Annotated in this window: 16 protein-coding genes and 1 pseudogene; 8 read left to right on the top strand and 9 right to left on the bottom strand. The window is 72.4% G+C overall.

The genetic code is table 11. The features are described 5' to 3' along the window. The first annotated feature begins 81 nt into the window (after nucleotides 1-81). The 4 genes and pseudogenes from galE to idi all read left to right on the top strand — a co-directional run bounded on the left by galE (nucleotide 82) and on the right by idi (nucleotide 4,082). Nucleotides 82-1,065 carry a UDP-glucose 4-epimerase GalE gene (gene galE / locus OG766_RS31470; RefSeq protein WP_328726866.1) on the top strand — a complete coding sequence of 328 codons (984 nt, stop codon included), beginning with the start codon at nucleotides 82-84 and terminating at the stop codon, nucleotides 1,063-1,065. Between the two features lie 155 nt (nucleotides 1,066-1,220). After that, on the top strand, nucleotides 1,221-2,162 hold the full coding sequence (locus tag OG766_RS31465) for a cation diffusion facilitator family transporter (RefSeq protein WP_266385954.1): 942 nt from the start codon (nucleotides 1,221-1,223) through the stop codon (nucleotides 2,160-2,162). A gap of 204 nt (nucleotides 2,163-2,366) precedes the next feature. After that, nucleotides 2,367-3,353 (top strand): annotated as a pseudogene (locus OG766_RS31460) (class I SAM-dependent methyltransferase). Between the two features lie 135 nt (nucleotides 3,354-3,488). Then, on the top strand, nucleotides 3,489-4,082 hold the full coding sequence (gene idi, locus OG766_RS31455; RefSeq protein WP_328726864.1) for an isopentenyl-diphosphate Delta-isomerase: 594 nt from the start codon (nucleotides 3,489-3,491) through the stop codon (nucleotides 4,080-4,082). Nucleotides 4,083-4,111: 29 nt separating this feature from the next. On the opposite strand, the gene OG766_RS31450 is transcribed toward idi, so the two are convergent. Both OG766_RS31450 and OG766_RS31445 read right to left on the bottom strand, forming a co-directional pair. Next, complete coding sequence (locus OG766_RS31450; protein WP_328726862.1) at nucleotides 4,112-4,582, bottom strand: ATP-binding protein; 471 nt, start codon at nucleotides 4,580-4,582, stop codon at nucleotides 4,112-4,114. Nucleotides 4,583-4,718: 136 nt separating this feature from the next. Continuing rightward, nucleotides 4,719-5,348 (bottom strand): HdeD family acid-resistance protein, encoded by a 630-nt coding sequence (locus tag OG766_RS31445; protein WP_328726860.1) that lies wholly within the window; start codon nucleotides 5,346-5,348, stop codon nucleotides 4,719-4,721. A 74-nt stretch (nucleotides 5,349-5,422) separates the two neighbouring features. Between OG766_RS31445 and OG766_RS31440 the strand changes: the two genes are divergently transcribed. Then, nucleotides 5,423-6,184, top strand: coding sequence for an enoyl-CoA hydratase/isomerase family protein (locus tag OG766_RS31440; RefSeq protein ID WP_266388679.1), 762 nt, complete (start codon nucleotides 5,423-5,425; stop codon nucleotides 6,182-6,184). Nucleotides 6,185-6,187: 3 nt separating this feature from the next. Here the strand turns inward: OG766_RS31440 and OG766_RS31435 are convergent, their stop codons facing one another. Both OG766_RS31435 and OG766_RS31430 read right to left on the bottom strand, forming a co-directional pair. Next, nucleotides 6,188-6,832, bottom strand: coding sequence for a DJ-1/PfpI family protein (locus OG766_RS31435; RefSeq protein ID WP_266385965.1), 645 nt, complete (start codon nucleotides 6,830-6,832; stop codon nucleotides 6,188-6,190). Between the two features lie 103 nt (nucleotides 6,833-6,935). Continuing rightward, complete coding sequence (locus OG766_RS31430; RefSeq protein ID WP_328726857.1) at nucleotides 6,936-7,898, bottom strand: GlxA family transcriptional regulator; 963 nt, start codon at nucleotides 7,896-7,898, stop codon at nucleotides 6,936-6,938. 127 nt (nucleotides 7,899-8,025) lie between these two features. Here OG766_RS31430 and OG766_RS31425 point away from each other — a divergent pair, with 127 nt between their 5' ends. Both OG766_RS31425 and OG766_RS31420 read left to right on the top strand, forming a co-directional pair. Continuing rightward, a complete protein-coding gene (locus tag OG766_RS31425; RefSeq protein WP_266385971.1) occupies nucleotides 8,026-8,889 on the top strand; it encodes an SCO6745 family protein in 864 nt (287 codons plus the stop codon). A 248-nt stretch (nucleotides 8,890-9,137) separates the two neighbouring features. Continuing rightward, nucleotides 9,138-11,522, top strand: a complete 2,385-nt coding sequence (locus OG766_RS31420) for a Tex family protein (RefSeq protein WP_266385974.1) — start codon at nucleotides 9,138-9,140, stop codon at nucleotides 11,520-11,522. 190 nt (nucleotides 11,523-11,712) lie between these two features. On the opposite strand, the gene OG766_RS31415 is transcribed toward OG766_RS31420, so the two are convergent. The 4 genes from OG766_RS31415 to OG766_RS31400 form a co-directional block, all read right to left on the bottom strand. Then, nucleotides 11,713-12,123 (bottom strand): hypothetical protein, encoded by a 411-nt coding sequence (locus OG766_RS31415; RefSeq protein WP_328726854.1) that lies wholly within the window; start codon nucleotides 12,121-12,123, stop codon nucleotides 11,713-11,715. Continuing rightward, nucleotides 12,120-13,757 (bottom strand): ABC-F family ATP-binding cassette domain-containing protein, encoded by a 1,638-nt coding sequence (locus tag OG766_RS31410; RefSeq protein ID WP_266385980.1) that lies wholly within the window; start codon nucleotides 13,755-13,757, stop codon nucleotides 12,120-12,122. Before OG766_RS31410 ends, OG766_RS31415 begins: the two co-directional genes overlap by 4 nt. Before the next feature lie 18 nt (nucleotides 13,758-13,775). Further along, complete coding sequence (locus OG766_RS31405) at nucleotides 13,776-14,309, bottom strand: TrmH family RNA methyltransferase (RefSeq protein WP_328726851.1); 534 nt, start codon at nucleotides 14,307-14,309, stop codon at nucleotides 13,776-13,778. A gap of 171 nt (nucleotides 14,310-14,480) precedes the next feature. Beyond that, nucleotides 14,481-15,503: an oxidoreductase gene (locus OG766_RS31400; RefSeq protein WP_266385986.1), complete on the bottom strand. Its 1,023-nt coding sequence runs from the start codon at nucleotides 15,501-15,503 to the stop codon at nucleotides 14,481-14,483. Nucleotides 15,504-15,569: 66 nt separating this feature from the next. Here OG766_RS31400 and OG766_RS31395 point away from each other — a divergent pair, with 66 nt between their 5' ends. Continuing rightward, a complete protein-coding gene (locus OG766_RS31395) occupies nucleotides 15,570-16,526 on the top strand; it encodes an FAD-dependent oxidoreductase (protein WP_328726848.1) in 957 nt (318 codons plus the stop codon). A gap of 75 nt (nucleotides 16,527-16,601) precedes the next feature. Here OG766_RS31395 and OG766_RS31390 read toward each other — a convergent pair whose 3' ends face one another. Continuing rightward, nucleotides 16,602-18,323, bottom strand: a complete 1,722-nt coding sequence (locus OG766_RS31390) for a BCCT family transporter (RefSeq protein WP_423247125.1) — start codon at nucleotides 18,321-18,323, stop codon at nucleotides 16,602-16,604. Nucleotides 18,324-18,376 lie beyond the last annotated feature (53 nt).

Below are 18,376 nucleotides of genomic sequence, written 5' to 3'. Positions count from 1 at the left end.
TCAGGGGGTGCCCGGTGGGTCAGGCTGGATCAGCGTCGCGGGCCCGGCAGGATCCGCAGGACACCCCCTAGGGTGGCGGGCATGACATGGCTGATCACTGGCGGGGCGGGGTACATCGGGGCGCATGTGGCCCGTGCGATGACGGAGGCCGGGGAGCGGGTCGTCGTACTCGACGACGCCTCGACGGGGCGTCCGGGGCGGCTGCCAGAAGGCATGCCGCTGGTGCGGGGCTCGCTGCTGGACCGGGAGCTGCTGGATCGCACGCTCACCGACCACTCGGTCACGGGTGTGGTGCATCTCGCGGCGAAGAAGCAGGTCGGCGAGTCCGTGGAGCAGCCCCTGCGCTACTACCGGGAGAACGTGCACGGGCTGACGGTGCTGCTGGAGGCCGTCGTCGCGGCGGACGTCAAGCGGTTCCTCTTCTCGTCGTCGGCGGCCGTGTACGGAATGGCCGACGCGGACCTGATCACGGAGGACACCCCCGCCGTGCCGATCAATCCCTACGGCGAGACCAAGCTCACCGGCGAGTGGCTGGTGCGGGCGGCGGGCCGGGCGCACGGCATCGCCACCGCCTGCCTGCGCTACTTCAACGTCGCGGGCGCGGCCCGGCCGGAGCTCGCGGACACCGGAGTGTTCAACGTCATCCCGATGTTCTTCGACCGGATCACCCGCGGTGACGCGCCGCGGATCTTCGGGGACGACTACCCGACGCCCGACGGCACCTGCGTGCGCGACTACATCCACGTCGCCGATCTCGCCGACGCCCATCTGACCGCGGCCCGCCGGCTGGCCGGCCAGGACGGCGCCGGGGATCTCACGGTGAACGTCGGCCGCGGCGAGGGCGTCTCGGTGCGCACGCTCGCCCGTCTCGTCGCCGAGGTGACCGGTCACGGCACCCCCGCGGTCGTCGAGCCGCGCCGGCCCGGGGACGCGGCACGGGCCGTGGCGTCGGTCGACCGGATCGGCAAGGAGCTGGGCTGGAGCGCCTCGCTCGGGGTGCGCGAGATGGTCGAGTCGGCCTGGGAGGGCTGGCTGCTGCACCATCCCGAGGCCCGTCCCCGCTGAGCTACGCCACCACCCGCCGAGGCTCTGACCTGCGGTCGTAACCGCAGGTCAGAGCATATGACAACGGTGTTCAGCGTCGTGTTGCCCCATACCCCCGGCCCGTAGTTCACTGGCCACTCGGACGGATCATTCGCACGAGCCGGGAGGCGTCTCGCATGGGGGCTGGGCACGACCACGGGCATACGCACGGCGGCCCGCCGCCGACGGGTACCGCGGCCGCCGCCTATCGCGGACGGCTGCGGATCGCCCTGGGGATCACGCTGGGCGTGATGGTCCTGGAGATCGTCGGCGGCATCCTGGCGGACTCGCTGGCCCTGATCGCGGATGCCGCGCACATGGCGACGGACGCTCTCGGCCTCGCCATGGCGCTGCTGGCGATCCACTTCGCGGGCCGTCCCGCCGACACGAACCGCACCTTCGGATTCGCCCGGGCCGAGATCCTCGCCGCGCTCGCGAACTGTGTGCTGCTGCTCGGCGTCGGCGGCTTCCTGCTGTACGAGGCGGTGCAGCGCTTCATCACCCCGGCCGAGACCAGGGGCGGGGTGGCGATCGTCTTCGCCCTGGTCGGTCTGGCCGCCAACATGGTGTCGCTGTCCCTGCTCGTGCGCGGGCAGAAGGAGAGCCTCAACGTACGCGGCGCCTATCTGGAGGTCCTCGCGGACGCGCTGGGCTCGGTGATGGTGCTGATCTCGGCGGCCGTGATCCTGGCCACCGGCTGGCAGGCGGCCGACCCGATCGCCTCGCTCGCCATCGGCGTGATGATCGTGCCCCGCACGGTCAAGCTGCTGCGGGAGACGCTGAACGTGCTGCTGGAGGCGGCACCGAAGGGCGTCGACATGGCCGAGGTGCGCGAGCACATACGGGCTCTGCCGGGCGTCGAGGACGTCCACGATCTGCATGCCTGGACCATCACGTCCGGGATGCCGGTGCTCTCCGCGCACGTGGTGGTCGCCCAGGACGTCCTGGACGCGGTCGGCCACGAGAAGTTGCTGCACGATCTGCAGGGCTGTCTCGGGTCCCACTTCGACGTCGAGCACTGCACGTTCCAGCTGGAGCCCAGCGGCCATGCCGAGCACGAGCCCGGGTACTGCCTCTGAGGGCCGGCACGTCACCCGCGGCTGCTACATTGGCGCGAAGCCGTGATCTTGAGGGGAGCTGAGGTCGATGACCGTCGTACGAGCTGCCGAGCGCAGCACCGCCCGGTCCTTCATCGATCTCCGGGCTGACCGGCCTGCCTGATTCCGTACGCCGACCGACCGCGTACGCCGGCCGGGGCCCGCTCCTTCCAAGGGGTTCCCACGTTGTCCGACAACGCTGATCTGTACGAAGCCTTCTTCTCCCTCCACCACGGCCTGCCCCGGCAGAGTCCCGGCTCCGACGCCAGCACGCGCCGGCTGCTCTCCCTCGCGGGCGTGCTGCCGTCCCGTCCGCGGGTGCTCGATCTGGGCTGTGGCCCCGGCCGTGCCGCGCTGCTGCTGGCCACCGAGGCCGGCGCCGACGTCACGGCCGTCGATCTGCACGAGCCGTTCCTCGGCGAGCTGCGGCGAACCGCCGCCGCGCGTGGGCTCAACGGCCGTATCCGTACCGTCAACGCCGACATGGGCGCACTGCCGTCCCCGGACTTCCCGGACGGGTCGTTCGATCTGGTCTGGGCCGAGGGCTCGGCGTACTCGATCGGATTCGACACGGCGCTGCGCGACTGGCGCCGGCTGCTCGCGCCGGGCGGCACGCTCGTCGTCACCGAATGCGAGTGGACCCACGACGAGCCGAGCCCGGAGGCCCGTGCCTTCTGGGACGAGCACTACCCCCTGCGTACCGCGGCGGAGAACGCGGCGGCGGCGACCGCGGCCGGCTACCGCGTGCTCGGCGTCCACCGGCAGCCCGAGAGCGACTGGCAGGAGTACTACGGGCCGCTCGGAGCGCGGGCCGATGCCGCCGACCCCACCGCTCCGGGGATGGCCGCCGTGCTCGACGCGACACGGGCCGAGATCGCCATGCGCCGCGACCACGGCTCGGAGTACGGCTACACGGGCTATGTGCTGCGGCATGCCGACGGCGGCTGACGCACCGTTCGCCCGGCCGCCGGGGCGTGGGTGCGAGGTGAGCGGTCCGCCGTGGTGCTGGTTCATCCGGAGTACTGCCACCGGTCCGGTTCCGGGCCCGCTTCGCGGCTCGGCATCCGGCCGGGCCCCGAAGCGCCGGGCAAGGCGGTGAAGGCGCTGGTCCCCGACGGTTCCCCGGTGTTCCCGCAGGGAACGATCATCTACCCGGAGGCCTTCGGGGTCTGATCTGCCGTCCGTGCCTGTCGCGCTCCACGCGCGGCGGGCACGGACATGCCCAGGGTGACGAAGTGCGGACAAGCCGCTTTTGTACGGCAGACTGAGGGAGCCCCGCTGGGCCGAGGACCGATGCGAAGGATGGCCATGCCGACCACACCCGCCACCGCGGCGAACAGCTCGCCGAACGGCACCATGCAGCCGATCTTGCTCGAACTTGTCGACGAGAGCGGCCATACCATCGGCACCGCGGAGAAGCTCTCCGCCCATCAGGCACCCGGGCAGTTGCACCGGGCGTTCTCCGTATTCCTCTTCGACGAGCAGGGGCGGCTGCTGCTGCAGCGCCGGGCGCTCGGGAAGTACCACTCCCCCGGTGTCTGGTCGAACACCTGCTGCGGCCACCCGTATCCGGGTGAGGCCCCCTTCACGGCGGCGGCCCGTCGTACGCACGAGGAGCTGGGGGTCTCGCCGTCGCTGATGGCGGAGGCGGGCACCGTGCGCTACAACCATCCGGACCCGGCCTCGGGCCTGGTCGAGCAGGAGTTCAACCACCTCTTCGTGGGCATGGTGCAGTCCTCGCTGCGCCCGGACCCGGAGGAGGTCGGCGAGACGGCGTTCGTGACGGCCGCGGAGCTGGCGGAGCGCCACGCACGGGACACGTTCTCCGCATGGTTCATGACGGTCCTGGACACGGCGCGCCCGGCGATCAAGGAACTGACGGGTCCGGCCGGCGGCTGGTGACGGCTCCGGCCGCGCTGTGGTGAGGCGCCCTACAGGGGCGCCGCGCCGCTCAGCGGAACGAGCGGCAGTGCGGCCCAGACGATCTTCCCGCCGCTCGCCGTGTGCTCCACGTCGCATTCACCGCCCGCCTCCCTGGTGATCTCCTTGACCAGGAGCAGGCCGCGCCCGCCGGTCTTCGCGGAGTCGGTCTCCAGGGCCTTGGGCCGGTAGGGGTGATTGTCCTCGACGGCCACCCGGATCCACTCCGGGCCGACCGCGACCTCGACGGCGACCTGGGGCGAGAGCAGGGCCGCATGCCGTACGGCGTTGGTGACCAGTTCGGACACGATCAGCAGCAGTCCCTGGAGCACGTCGTCGTGGACCGGGACGCCCTGGCGGTGGATCAGATCGCGGACGGCGTGCCGCGCCTGCGGTACGGACACGTCGAGCGCGGGGGCGGTGAACCGCCAGACACCTTCGTACGACAGCGGCCGGGCCGGGACGCTCCCCGGGCTCTCCATACTCCCGCACCCACCCTCGTGAAACGTTGCTGGGAACTGTTGAGTACCGAGTGTTGGGAATGCACTGGTCCATACCGGGCCGCTGAACAGAAATCAGCTGCTATCGACGGCATCTGACCAGGTAAGTACGCCAGGGTCAGCTTTTCGATCGATCCTGATCTTCTTCTGTCGGCTTCTCGGACGCGGTGATACCGGCGGTGTCGTCGGTGTCCGCGACCATGTCCACGATCCGGCGGCCGCCGAACCCGATCGCGATCAGTCCCAGCCCGTCGAAGAGCAGTGCCAGCGAGAAGAACGTCCCAATCACGTAGCGGCTGCTCTCGGGCCAGTTCACGAGCACCAGGATGCCCAGCAGCAGCCCGAACGCGCCCTGGAGCAGCGTCCAGCCGAACTGCGGCCCGCGCACGACGAGGCTCCCCAGCAGACGGAACAGCCCACCGGTCAGGAACAGCAACGCGGCGAACATGGTCAGCGCCTCCGCGCTGCCCTCCGGGTGGCGGATGACGACCACACCGGCCGCGATGTTGAGCGCGGCGACGACCACCCCGAGCCAGAAGTGGTTGCTGCCGCGCGACTCGATCGCCTGGAGCAGTCCGACGAGGCCGCCGATCAGCAGCAGCCAGCCGAAGAGCAGCATCGAGGTCAGCGTGGCGACGCCGACGTAGACGAGCCCGACGAGACCTGCGATGACGAGAAGCACCCCGAGCGCCGCGAGCCAGCCGAAGCTGCGGCGGAGCCTTCTGCCCTCGTGGGCGGGACCGGCCATCGGTGCCTCCTCGTCGCGCCCCCTTCTTGATCATAGGTACGAGCCCGGCGGATAGCATCCGGCGCATGGACCGGATGAACCGCACGGAGCCGGAGCTGCGGCACTCCGTCTCGGACGGGGTCGCGACCGTCGTCATCAGCCACGCCGCCAAGCGCAACGCGATGACGGCCGCGATGTGGCGCGCGCTGCCCGGCCTGCTGGACGGCCTCGCGCACGACCCCGGGGTGCGGGTGCTGGTGCTGACCGGCGAGGGCGGCACCTTCTGCGCGGGCGCCGACATCTCCTCGCTGAGCGAGCCGCCCGTACCCGGCGAGACGCCCCAGGACCTGGCCGTACGGGCCGAGGAGGCTCTCGCGGCCTTCCCCAAGCCGACCCTGGCCGCGGTCCGCGGCTACTGCGTGGGCGGTGGCTGCCAGCTCGCGACGGCCTGCGATCTGCGGTTCGCCGAGGACGGCGCCTCCTTCGGGATCACCCCGGCCAAGCTGGGCATCGTGTATCCGTCGTCCTCGACCCGGCGGCTGGTGTCGCTGGTGGGGCCCGCGGCCGCGAAGTACCTGCTGTTCTCCGGCGAGTTGATCGATACGCAACGAGCGCTGCGCACCGGTCTGGTCGACGAGGTGCTGCCCGAGGGCGAACTGGGCAAGCGCGTCGCCGAGTTCGCCCGGGTGCTGACCTCCCGCTCGCAGCTGACCCAGGCCGCGGCGAAGGAGTTCGCCTCGGGCCGTACCGACCGGGACGAGCACTGGGCCGAGCAGGCGCGCGGCAGCGGCGACACCGCGGAGGGCGTCGCCGCGTTCCTGGAGCGGAGGCAGCCGCGCTTCACCTGGACCGTGTGAGGGTCAGCCCTTCGCCGTGGAGACCTCGTCCGCGAGCGTGCGCGAGAACGCGACGACCGGCTCCGGCGCCTTCTCCGGCGAGCCCGCGTCGTACGGCGGCTGCGGGTCGTACTCGGTCATCAGCTGAACCGTGCGGGCGACGTCGTCGCCCGCGATCCGGCCGAGCAGATGCAGGGCCATGTCGATCCCGGACGAGACCCCGGCGGCCGTGACGTACTTGCCGTCGAAGACCACGCGCTCCCCCGTCGGTTCGGCGCCGTACGGCACCAGGTCGTCCAGGGCGAGCCAGTGGGAGGTGGCACGCCGGCCGTCGAGCAGACCCGCGCCGGCCAGCACCAGCGAGCCGGTGCACACGGAGGTGGTCCAGGTGCTGGTGGCGTCGGCCGCGCGGAGCCAGTCGAGGAGCGTCTCGTCGTGCATGGCCTGGCGTGAGCCGGGGCCGCCGGGCACGAGGACGATGTCGGGAGCCGTCACCTCGGTGATGGCGCGGTCGGCGACCAGCGCGAGGTTGCCCTGGTCGTTGCGCACCGGACCCGGCTGCTTCGAGACGAACACGGTCTCGGCGCCCGGCAGCCGGCTGAGCAGTTCGAACGGGCCGACGGCGTCCAGGCTGGTGAAGCGGTCGTAGAGCAGGATGGCGATCTGCATGGCGGTCCCTTTCGGTTGCGGTGTACGCGGGTTCCGGTGGAGGCGGGTTCGGGAGGGGGCGGGTTGACCTCGGCCTTGTTGAGGGTCCTCCTGTACGCGGGTGTCAGCGGACGGGTGCGTGGAAGCGGCGGCGGTACTCGGCCGGGGCCGCGCCGAGGGCCTTCACGAAGGCGCGGCGCATCGCCTCGGGCGTGCCGTATCCGCAGGCCCGGGATATCTCCTCGATGCCGTCGCCGGTGTCCTCCAGGAGCCGCCGGGCGTGCTCCAGACGGACCCGGTCGACGTACTTGCCCGGAGTGGTCCCCGTCTCGGCGAGGAAGGCACGGGCGAACTGACGGGGCGACAGCCGGGCCCGGCCGGCCAGGGCCTCGACGCCGAGATCGCCGTCGGGGTGGTCGGTGATGTACTGCTGGACCTCCCGCAGCGGTTCGCGCCGGGCGGTCTGGGCGGCGAGCTGGACGCTGAACTGTGCCTGGTTGCCGGGACGGCGCAGGAAGACCACCAGATGGCGGGCGATGGTCAGCGCCGTCGTACGCCCCAGGTCCTCCTCGACCAGCGCGAGGGCCAGGTCGATGCCCGCGGTGACCCCGGCCGAGGTGGAGAGCCGCCCGTCCCTGACGAAGATCGGCTCGGGGTCGACGTCGACCCCCGGGTAGGTGCGTGCGAGATGGTCGCAGACGGACCAGTGTGTGGTCGCGCGGTGGCCGTCGAGCAGCCCTGCCTCCGCCAGCAGCAGCGCGCCGGTGCACACGGAGACGAGGCGCTCGGCCCCGGTGGCGTGCGCGCGCAGCCAGTCGATCAGCGCGGGATCGGGGCGTCGGGTGCCCTCGCCGCCCGGGACGATCAGCGTGTGCGGCGGGGCGCCGTCACCCAGTCGGCCGTCCGGGACGAGGGTCAGCCCGCTGGAGGTGCGGACCGGCCCGCCGTCGAGCGAGGCGGTGCGGATGCGGTACCCGAACGCCGCGGACGGGACCTCGCCGGCGCCCGAGAAGACCTCGAGCGGGCCGGTCACATCAAGGCTCTGCACCCCGTCGAAGAGCACGACAAGCACGGTTCGCTCTGGCATGCCTCCATGGTCGGCGCCACGGCCGTACGACCGCAATGACGAGATCCCCACCTTTCCTGCCATGGGCTCCCCCCGGTGTCCCGCCCCTCCCCTTACGGTCGTACCGACCAGTCGGTAACCTGCTGGCATGACCTCTCTGCCCCCGCGCGCGGGACGCCGCTGCCACAACGCCGTCAACCCGCTCCACTCCACCGTGTACTTCTCGCCCGACTACGCGAAGGAGCTCGCCGGGATCGGCGTCGAGGACGCGAGCGCCGCCTACTTCGCCGGGCGGGCCGCCGCGATGGGCGCCGTCGGTCCCGGCACGGTCGCGGCGACCTTCTACAACTTCAACCACGAGCTGATCGCCCGTCATCTCCCCGCGGTGTGGGAGACCGCGCCGCCCACCACGGTGCTGGCGGCCCGGCTGCGGGGCGTGGACGCGACACTGCGACGGCTGCTCGGTGACGACGCCGTCGCCTCGGACGAGATGGCGGAGGCGGCCCGGCTGGCGCTGCGCGCCACGGAGGCCTGCACCCGGCACGCCCGTCCGCTGTACGCGGCCCATGCGGACCTGCCCGTCCCCGAGGAGCCGCACCTCGCCTACTGGCACGCCGCCACGCTGCTGCGGGAGCACCGCGGCGACGGCCATCTCGCCGCGCTGCTGTCCGCCGGGCTCGACCCGCTGGAGGCCCTGGTCAGCCACACCGCGACCGGCAAGGGCATGTCGCCGCGCTGGATCCTCGCCAGCCGCGGCTGGCGGCGCACCGACTGGGAGGCCGCCTCCGGCCGGCTGCGCGAGCGCGGGCTGCTGACCGCGGACGGCGAGTTGACGGAGGCGGGCACGGCCCTGCGCGCGGAGCTGGAGGAGCACACCGACCGGCTCGACCTCGCGCCGTACGAGCACCTCGGCGCGGCGGCCGTCGAACGCCTCACCGAACTGGCCCGTGGTTTCCTCATGACGGCCGCCGCGGCCGGGGCGTTCCCCGCGGACCTGACCGGCAAGGGCTGACGTCCGGCGACCCGCCGCGCGGCGACCGGCGGTGGGCGTACGGCATATCCGGTGACACAGCCGGCGACGTAGCCGGTCAGGAGGCCCCCCGGCTTCCCCCGGCGGCGGACGACGTACGCGCCGCGCACAGGGGGGACGCGCGACACGGCCCCCGGCCACCCGGCAGAATGCAGGCGAAGGGACCTCGCGGGCACCCGTCCGCGCGGCCTCCACAGCACAGCCAGCATCAGAAGGCGAGTCGGGGAACCGTGACGACGTCCATCGAAGGCAGGATCGCCGAGGAGCTCGGCGTACGCGAGCGGCAGGTGAAGGCGGCCGTCGAGCTGCTCGACGGCGGGTCGACCGTGCCGTTCATCGCTCGCTACCGCAAGGAAGCGACCGAGATGCTCGACGACGCGCAGCTGCGCACGCTCGAGGAGCGGCTGCGGTATCTGCGGGAGCTGGAGGAGCGGCGGACCGCGATCCTGGAATCCGTCCGGGAGCAGGGCAAGCTTTCCGACGAGCTCGAGGCGCAGATCCGGGCGGCCGACACCAAGGCCCGCCTGGAGGACATCTATCTGCCCTTCAAGCCCAAGCGGCGCACCAAGGCGCAGATCGCGCGCGAGGCCGGGCTGGAACCGCTCGCCCAGGGCCTGCTCGGCGACCCGTCCGTCGAACCGCTCGCGGCGGCGGCGGCGTTCGTCGACGCCGACAAGGGCGTCGCGGACCCGACGGCCGCGCTGGAGGGCGCGCGGGCGATCCTGACCGAGCAGTTCTCGGAGGACGCCGACCTCATCGGCGAGCTGCGCGAGCGGATGTGGACGCGCGGCCGGCTCGCCGCGAAGGTGCGGGAGGGCAAGGAGGAGGCCGGCGCGAAGTTCGCCGACTACTTCGACTTCGCCGAGCCGTTCACCGAGCTGCCCTCGCACCGCGTCCTCGCGATGCTGCGCGGCGAGAAGGAGGACGTCCTCGCGCTGGACCTGGAGCCCGAGGAGGCCACGGACGGCCCGTCCACGTACGAGGGCCTCGTCGCCCGCCGCTTCGACATCGCCGACCGGGGCCGCCCGGGCGACAAGTGGCTGGCGGACACGGTGCGCTGGGCCTGGCGGACCCGGATCCTCGTCCACCTCGGGATCGATCTGCGGCTGCGGCTGCGGACGGCGGCGGAGGACGAGGCGGTACGCGTCTTCGCGGCCAACCTGCGCGATCTGCTGCTCGCCGCGCCGGCCGGTACCCGGGCGACGCTGGGCCTCGACCCCGGCTTCCGTACGGGCGTGAAGGTGGCCGTCGTCGACGCGACCGGCAAGGTCGTCGCCACCGACACGATCTATCCGCACGTACCGGCGAACAAGTGGGACGAGTCGCTGGCGAAGCTCGCGCGCATCGCGAAGGAGCACGCGGTCGAGCTCGTCGCCATCGGCAACGGCACGGCGTCGCGCGAGACGGACAAGCTGGCCGGCGATCTCATCACCAGGCACCCGGAGCTGAAGCTCACCAAGGTGATGGTGTCGGAGGCGGGGGCGTCGGTGTATTCGGCCTCCGCGTTCGCCTCGCAGGAGCTGCCGGGTCTCGACGTGTCGCTGCGCGGTGCGGTGTCGATCGCGCGCCGGCTCCAGGACCCGCTCGCCGAGCTGGTCAAGATCGATCCGAAGTCGATCGGCGTCGGCCAGTACCAGCACGACCTGTCCGAGGTGAAGCTGTCGCGCTCGCTGGACGCGGTCGTCGAGGACTGTGTGAACGGTGTCGGCGTCGACGTCAACACGGCGTCCGCGCCGCTGCTGTCGCGGGTGTCGGGCATCGGCTCGGGGCTCGCCGAGAACATCGTGGCGCACCGCGACGCGAACGGTCCGTTCCGGTCCCGGAAGGAACTCAAGGGCGTGGCGCGGCTCGGGCCGAAGGCGTACGAGCAGTGCGCGGGCTTCCTGCGCATCCGCGGCGGCGACGACCCCCTCGACTCGTCCAGCGTGCACCCCGAGGCGTATCCGGTGGTGCGGCGGATGGTGAAGACCAGCGGCAGCGAGGTGGCGTCGCTCATCGGCAACACCGGGGTGCTGCGGTCGCTGCGTGCGGACGACTTCGTCGACGAGACCTTCGGTCTGCCGACGGTCACGGACATCCTGCGGGAGCTGGAGAAGCCCGGGCGCGACCCGCGGCCCGCGTTCAAGACGGCGACCTTCAAGGACGGCGTCGAGAAGCTCTCCGACCTGGTGTCGGGCATGGTGCTCGAGGGTGTCGTCACGAACGTGGCGGCGTTCGGCGCGTTCGTCGACGTCGGCGTCCACCAGGACGGGCTCGTCCACGTCTCCGCGATGTCCCGGACGTTCGTCAAGGACCCGCGGGACGTGGTGAAGCCGGGCGACGTGGTCAAGGTGAAGGTCCTCGACATCGACATCCCGCGCAAGCGGATCTCGCTGACGCTGCGGCTTGACGACGAGGCGGCGCCGCAGGCGTCCGGCGGCGGCGCTCAGGGCGGTCGCCGCGAACGCGAGCAGGGCGGGCGCCCGCCCCAGCAGCGACGCGGCGGTGCCCCTCGCGGCGGCAGCGGCGGCGCGGGCACGGGCCGCCAGGCCCCGCCCCCGGCGAACAGCGCGATGGCGGACGCCCTGCGCAAGGCGGGCCTGCTGGACCCGAAGCAGGGCGGCCGCCGCGGCTGACCCACCCGCGGCTGACCCACCCGGGGCTCACGGCCCCTGTTCGCCCCTGGAGCCCCGTCCCGCCGTGCGGGCCGGGGCTCCCCGGCTCCGGGTGGGAAGCGGTGTACCGGTCCTCGAACGCCGGACGGGCCCGAGAGCCGGCCACGCGCTCCGGGCCGGGTGGCCGGGCCCTGCGGGCGGAGGGGGCCGCTCAGTCCGGGAGGAAGTGGAGCGCCCACTCGGCGCGGGCCCGGACCGCCGGGTCTTCGGAGTGGGCCAGGGGCGTCAGAAGGGCGCGGGCGGTCGGCGGGTCGGTGTGGACGAGGTCGACGATCTCCGTCGCGAGGGCGTCCTGGTCGTCGCCGAGGTCGACGGCCGAGGCGCGCAGCAGCACCGGCAGTGCGCCGGTGCCGCCGATCGCCGCGATCACTCCGCCGAGCAGTTCGCGGGCGTAGAAGTTCCGTTCGGCGATGGAGCGCTCCAGCCCGGCCTCCAGGCGCGGCAGCAGAGCGCGGTCACCGGATGCCGCGATCTCGTCGGCCAGGTCGATCGTCTCGTCGACGTCGGCGTCCAGGTCGTCGAGGAGGGCGAACAGCCGGGTCGTGGGGTCGTCGGCCGTCACAGCTCGGTCACCTTGCCGTCCGCGACCTCGATGCGCCGGGTCGTACGGACCGCCTCCAGCATCCGCCGGTCGTGCGTGACGAGGAGCAGCGTGCCGTCGTACGAGCCGAGCGCGGACTCCAGCTGTTCGATGGCCGGCAGGTCGAGATGGTTCGTCGGCTCGTCGAGGACGAGCAGGTTGACGCCCCGGCCCTGCAGCAGTGCGAGTGCGGCGCGGGTCCGTTCGCCCGGGGAGAGGGTGACGGCGGGGCGCAGCACATGGCCGGCCTTGAGGCCGAACTTGGCGAGGAGGGTGCGGACCTCGGCGGGCTCGGTGTCGGGGACGGCCGCACAGAAGGCGTCCAGCAGCGAGTCGGTGCCGTGGAAGAGCTTGCGGGCCTGGTCGACCTCGCCGACGACGACACCGGAGCCGAGCGCGGCGTGGCCCCCGTCCAGCGGCAGGCGGCCGAGGAGAGCGGCGAGGAGCGTCGACTTTCCGGCGCCGTTGGCGCCGGTGATCGCGACGCGGTCGGCCCAGTCGATCTGCAGCGACACCGGCCCGAAGCGGAAGTCGCCCCGCCGCACCTCCGCGTCGCGCAGGGTCGCCACCACCGAGCCGGAGCGCGGCGCGGAGGCGATCTCCATGTGCAGCTCCCACTCCTTGCGGGGCTCGTCGACGGTGTCCAGCCGTTCGATCATCCGCTGGGTCTGGCGGGCCTTCGCCGCCTGCTTCTCGCTCGCCTCGCTGCGGAACTTGCGGCCGATCTTGTCGCTGTCGGTGGCCTTGCGCCGGGCGTTCTTGACGCCCTTGTCCATCCAGGAGCGCTGCATCTGGGCGCGGCCCTCCAGTGCCGCCTTCTTGTCGGCGTACTCCTCGTACTCCTCGCGCGCGTGCCGCCGGGCGGTCGCCCGCTCCTCCAGGTAGGCCTCGTAGCCGCCGCCGTACAGGGTGATCTGCTGCTGGGCGAGATCGAGTTCGAGCACCTTGGTGACCGTACGGGCCAGGAACTCGCGGTCGTGGCTGACGACGAGCGTGCCGGCGCGCAGGCCCTGGACGAAGGTCTCCAGCCGCTCCAGCCCGTCCAGGTCGAGGTCGTTGGTGGGCTCGTCGAGGAGGAAGACGTCGTAGCGGGACAGCAGCAGGGACGCGAGCCCGGCGCGGGCGGCCTGGCCGCCGGACAGCGAGGTCATGGGCTGGTCGAGGCCGATGGTCAGGCCGAGCGTGCCGGCGACCTCCTCGGCACGCTCGTCCAGGTCGGCGCCGCCGAGGGCCAGCCAGCGCTCCAGGCTCACCGCGTACGCGTCGTCGGCCCCGGGCGTCCCGTCGACGAGCCCCTGGGTGGCCTCGTCCATCGCGGCCTGCGCGGCGGCGACCCCGGTACGGCGGGCGAGGAACTGTCGTACGGTCTCGCCCTCGCGCCGCTCCGGCTCCTGCGGGAGGTGGCCCACGGCGGCGCTGGGCGGCGAGATCCGCAGCTCACCGTGTTCCGGGGTGTCCAGCCCCGCGAGCAGCCGGAGCAGGGTGGACTTCCCGGCTCCGTTCACGCCCACGAGGCCGATGACGTCGCCGGGCGCGACGACGAGGTCGAGCCCGGAGAAGAGCGAGCGGTCGCCGTGTCCGGCGGCGAGGTCCTTGGCGACGAGGGTTGCAGTCATCAGGGGGACGATCCTAGGTCAGAGCAGGCCGGCGAGTTTGTACAGGGCGAGCGATCCGGCGACGGCCACGTTCAGACTGGCGCCCGTGCCGATCATCGGGATCTCCACGCACGCGTCGAGGAGGTCGAGGGCCTCGGGCGGGATGCCCGTCTGCTCGTGGCCGAGGACCATGACCGTGGGCTCCCGCGCGGGCGGGAGATCGGCGAGACGCACCGCCTCGTCGGCGAGCTCCACGCCCACGATCCGGGCACCGCGTCCGCGCTGCTTCGCCAGCCAGCCGAGGGGATCACCCGTCCAGTGCGTGCAGAGCGGTTGACGCAGGGTGTTGCCGCGGGCGAGGGCCTCGGGGACCCAGGGGAAGCGGGGCACGGTCAGACACGCACCGACCGCGTCACAGGTGCGGGCGAGGGTCCCGAGGTTGGCGCCGTGGAGTGGCCACAGCGGCGCGGCGTAGAGGTGGTCCCAGCAGGAGTGGGCCCGTGGTCTTCGTGTGCGGCGGAGTTCGGCGGGGGTGCGGGTACGGATCGCGGGTCCGTTCCTCCGGGCGCTCATCGGCGCGGGGAGGCGGACCTCCGGCTCGGTCGCCGCACGGCGTCTCGGCGGTGCGGGGCGACGTGGCTCTGCTTGTGGTGTCGGCGCTGCGTGCGGTGTCGGCGCTGCATCTGGTCTTGGCGCTGCATGGCGTCTCGGCGATTCGACGGCTCGCCCGGGCCTCTCTGCCGGTCATCGCACCACGGGTGCGACCAGCACGCCCCCGGTGGCGCGTGCCACCACGAAGGATTGCCCCTTCACCGCCCGCCCGTCCAGCGGAATTCGGTGCGTGCCGGGCTCCAGCATCCCGTCGAACAGATGCTGGGTGTGGGTGCGGTGGAGTCTGTCCAGGCGGTACGCGAGGAGCTGGACGCGGCATGCGGAGGTGACGGTGACCGACGCCTCGTCCCCCGTCGCCGTCAGTCCGGTCAGGCGGCGGCGTTCCAGGGGGCCGCGGTCGAGGGCGTGCTCGACCTGGGCGACCAGGAGCGGGATGACCGGGGCGAGGCCGTCGACGTACGCGACGTCCACTCCGGCCGAGGCGAAGGCCGCCCGGACCGCGGCGCGTTCGGGCGCGCCGATCGCGGGGCCGAAGGCGACGGCCCCGTACGCACGGAGCTCCTCGGCCGGGACCGTGGAGGCGTCGTGGGTGATGTCGGCGCCGATGCCGATGGTGCGCAGCGCGGCGGCGAGTCTGGCGAGGACGGCGACACGGGCGCCGATGAGCAGGACGCGGCGGCGCGGCCGGCCGTCCTCGCCGTCGAGGAGCCGTTCCAGCTCCGTGCGGTACTCGTCGGCGCGGAAACGGAACGGGCCTGTCCCGTGGTAGCCGTTGAGCTCGAGATCGGCGGTCTCGTCCGTCTGCCAGGCGAAGTCCCGCCAGACGATGTCGTCGCCGTCCCGCTCGATGACGGCGGTGACGGCACCGCAGCCGAGGCCCTCGCACTCGGGGCAGCCGTAGATGACGTAGCGTCCGCCGGGCAGCGGGGCCTCGGCGTCCAGGAGCAGGGCGCGCACCTGGCGGGTGAAGATCGCGGGCGGGATGTCGGAGGCGAGCGGGGAGACCGCGTCGAGGTCGGAGAGCTGGAACAGCAGCGGGCGGCCGTCGACGATGAAGTCCATGAAGTCCCGGTGGACGCTGTACCCGCCATCGGCGAGGACTCCCCCGGCCCGTATCGCCGGCGCCAGTGCGAAGGTCGCGTACTCGGCAGACATGTCTGGAGTATCCCCAGCCGCCACGCGATGTGAGCACGTCATCACGGATTCGGCTACGGTCCCGCCATGAGCGGCGACGTGATCGTGGTGGGGAGCGGGGTCATCGGGCTGACGACGGCTGTCGTGCTCGCGGAGGAGGGCCGCCGGGTGCGGGTGTGGACCCGTGAGCCGGCGCAGGCGTCCACGTCCGCGGTCGCGGGGGCGCTGTGGTGGCCGTACCGGATCGAGCCTGCGGCGCTGGCGGGCGAGTGGTCACTGGCCTCGCTGCGGGTGTACGAGGAGCTGGCGAAGCGTCCGCAGGAGACCGGGGTGCGGCTCGTGGCCGGGGTGCACTCCGGTGTGCGGCAGGCCGCTCTGGGCCCGTGGGCGCGGCAGTTGGCGGGTTCGGTGCGGGAACTCCCGGCGGACGAGCTGCCGGACGGTGTGACGTCCGGGCTGTGGGCCCGGTTGCCGCTGATCGACATGCCCGTCCATCTGGACTGGCTCCGGACCCGGTTCGAGACGGCGGGCGGGACGGTGGAGACCAGAGGAGTCGGCTCGCTCGACGAAGCGGCCGCCGAGGCGAAGGCCGTCGTCAACTGCACGGGGCTCGGGGCGCGCGACCTCGTGCCCGACCCGGGGATGACTCCGGTCCGGGGGCAGTTGGTGCTGGTGGAGAACCCCGGGATCGACACCTGGTTCACGGCCGCGGACGAGGCGTCGAGCGAGCTGACGTACTTCTTCCCGCAGCCGGGACGGCTGGTCCTCGGCGGCACGGCGGGTGAGCATTCCTGGTCCCTGGAACCGGATCCGGCGACCGCCACGGCCATCGTGGAGCGCTGCGCCCGCATCCGCCCGGAGATCGCCGGCGCCAGGGTCCTCGGCCACCGGGTCGGCCTGCGCCCCTCCCGGCCGGGCGGCGTCCGTCTCTCCGCCGCCCCCGGCCCGCACGCCTCCCGCCTCATCCACAACTACGGCCACGGCGGCGCCGGGGTCACGGTGGCCTGGGGCTGCGCCCACGCCGCCGCGGCCCTCGCCCGCTGAAGCCCTCACCCGCTGAAGCCGTCGCCCGCCGCGGCCCTCGCCCGCTGAGGCCCGTCCGGGCCGGAACCCCCTGCCTCACTTCTCCGGTGGTGTCGGCCCGATGCGGAGTTCGAACTCGCCGTCGTACTTCTCGTGGCCGGCGATGACGGCGGATTCGACGGCCTCCTCGCCGCGTTCGCCGCGGACGATGATCGGGTCGTGGCGGAGGTCGCGCATGAGGGCGAAGCACATGCCGATCATCACGACGACGAACGGCGCGGCGACCAGGATCGTCAGGTTCTGGAGGCCGGCGAGGGCGTCGCCCTGGCCGCCGCCGATGAGGAGCATCACCGCCGCGACGGCGCCGGTGACGGCGCCCCAGAAGACGACGACGAACCGGCCGGGCTCCAGGGCGCCCTTCTGGGAGAGCGTTCCCATGACGAGGGACGCGGCGTCCGCGCCCGAGACGAAGAAGATCCCGACGAGGATCATGACGAGGAGGCTCATCACCGTGGCGAGGGGGAACTGCTGGAGCACGGCGAAGAGCTGGCCCTCCGGCGTCGCTTCCTCGCCGAGCCGGCCGCGGTCCTGCAGGGTCATCGCCGTACCGCCGAAGACGGCGAACCAGCAGAGGCTGACCGTGCTCGGCACGAGGATCACTCCGCCGACGAACTGACGGATCGTCCGTCCCCGGCTGATCCGGGCGATGAACATGCCGACGAACGGCGTCCAGGAGATCCACCAGGCCCAGTAGAAGACCGTCCAGGTGCCCAGCCAGTCGGCGACCCCCGCGCCGCTCGAGGCCTCGGTGCGCCCGGCGAGCTGCGGCAGATCGCCGAAGTAGCCCGCGATCGAGGTCGGCAGCAGGTCGAGCACGATGATGGTCGGTCCGGCGATGAAGACGAACAGGACGAGGATCAGCGCCAGCACCATGTTGGTGTTGGACAGCCACTGGATGCCCTTCTCGATGCCGGAGACGGCCGAGAGGACGAACGCGAGCGTCAGCACGGCGATGATGGCGACCAGGAGTCCCGTGCTGACACCGGTCATCCAGCCCAGTTCCCGGACGCCGCTGCCGATCTGGAGGGCGCCGAGTCCGAGGGAGGCGGCCGACCCGAACAGGGTGGCGAAGATGGCGAGGATGTCGATGATCCGGCCGCCGGTGCCGTACGCGTGCTTCTTGCCGATGAGGGGTTCGAAGACGGCGCTGATGGTCTGGCGGCGTCGCCGCCGGAAGGTGCTGTACGCGATGGCCAGTCCGACCACGGCGTAGATCGCCCACGGGTGCAGGGTCCAGTGGAAGAGGGTCGTGGCCATGGCGGTCTCCATGGCCTGCGCGGCGTCGGCCGGGTCGGTGCCGGGCGGCGGCTTGGTGAAGTGCGCGAGGGGTTCGCTGACGCCGTAGAACATCAGGCCGATGCCCATGCCCGCGCTGAACATCATCGCGACCCAGGAGACGGTGCGGAACTCGGGTTCCTCGTCCTCGCCGCCCAGCGGGATCCTGCCGTAGCGGCTGATGGCGAGCCACAGCGCGAAGATCACGAAGCCGGAGGCGGCCAGGACGAACGCCCAGCCGCCGTTGTGGATGAGGCCGGACAGCATGCTGCCGGAGATGCGCTCCAGGGAGTCCGTGGCGAGGGAGCCCCAGACCACGAAGGCGACCGTGAGGCCGGCGGTGACCCCGAAGACCACGCGGTCGGTGGCGCGGTGCCGGGTGTCACGGGACGGGCCGGGGAGGTCCGCCGTCGCCGGCGGACCTCCCCGGTCGCCCTCTCGCTGTTCGTCATGCGACTCGTCACGCGACTCGTCGTGCGGCACGGAAGCCACCTTTCGCAGGCTTGCGGAGCCCGGATTCGCTCTCCGTAAGCCCT

It is taken from the genome of Streptomyces sp. NBC_00259 (assembly GCF_036181745.1).
Taxonomy (GTDB): Bacteria; Actinomycetota; Actinomycetes; order Streptomycetales; family Streptomycetaceae; genus Streptomyces; species Streptomyces pratisoli.
This window is presented reverse-complemented; position numbering and strand designations above follow the sequence as displayed.

What these genes read in the sequence shown, in the direction of transcription:
- OG766_RS31425 (WP_266385971.1), top strand. Translation starts at nt 8,026, where the DNA reads ATGACCTCTCTGCCCCCGCGCGCGGGACGCCGCTGCCACAACGCCGTC.
- OG766_RS31465 (WP_266385954.1), top strand. Translation starts at nt 1,221, where the DNA reads ATGGGGGCTGGGCACGACCACGGGCATACGCACGGCGGCCCGCCGCCG.
- OG766_RS31430 (WP_328726857.1), bottom strand. Translation starts at nt 7,898, where the DNA reads ATGCCAGAGCGAACCGTGCTTGTCGTGCTCTTCGACGGGGTGCAGAGC.
- galE (WP_328726866.1), top strand. Translation starts at nt 82, where the DNA reads ATGACATGGCTGATCACTGGCGGGGCGGGGTACATCGGGGCGCATGTG.
- idi (WP_328726864.1), top strand. Translation starts at nt 3,489, where the DNA reads ATGCCGACCACACCCGCCACCGCGGCGAACAGCTCGCCGAACGGCACC.
- OG766_RS31405 (WP_328726851.1), bottom strand. Translation starts at nt 14,309, where the DNA reads ATGAGCGCCCGGAGGAACGGACCCGCGATCCGTACCCGCACCCCCGCC.
- OG766_RS31400 (WP_266385986.1), bottom strand. Translation starts at nt 15,503, where the DNA reads ATGTCTGCCGAGTACGCGACCTTCGCACTGGCGCCGGCGATACGGGCC.
- OG766_RS31440 (WP_266388679.1), top strand. Translation starts at nt 5,423, where the DNA reads ATGAACCGCACGGAGCCGGAGCTGCGGCACTCCGTCTCGGACGGGGTC.
- OG766_RS31435 (WP_266385965.1), bottom strand. Translation starts at nt 6,832, where the DNA reads ATGCAGATCGCCATCCTGCTCTACGACCGCTTCACCAGCCTGGACGCC.
- OG766_RS31450 (WP_328726862.1), bottom strand. Translation starts at nt 4,582, where the DNA reads ATGGAGAGCCCGGGGAGCGTCCCGGCCCGGCCGCTGTCGTACGAAGGT.
- OG766_RS31395 (WP_328726848.1), top strand. Translation starts at nt 15,570, where the DNA reads ATGAGCGGCGACGTGATCGTGGTGGGGAGCGGGGTCATCGGGCTGACG.
- OG766_RS31445 (WP_328726860.1), bottom strand. Translation starts at nt 5,348, where the DNA reads ATGGCCGGTCCCGCCCACGAGGGCAGAAGGCTCCGCCGCAGCTTCGGC.
- OG766_RS31410 (WP_266385980.1), bottom strand. Translation starts at nt 13,757, where the DNA reads ATGACTGCAACCCTCGTCGCCAAGGACCTCGCCGCCGGACACGGCGAC.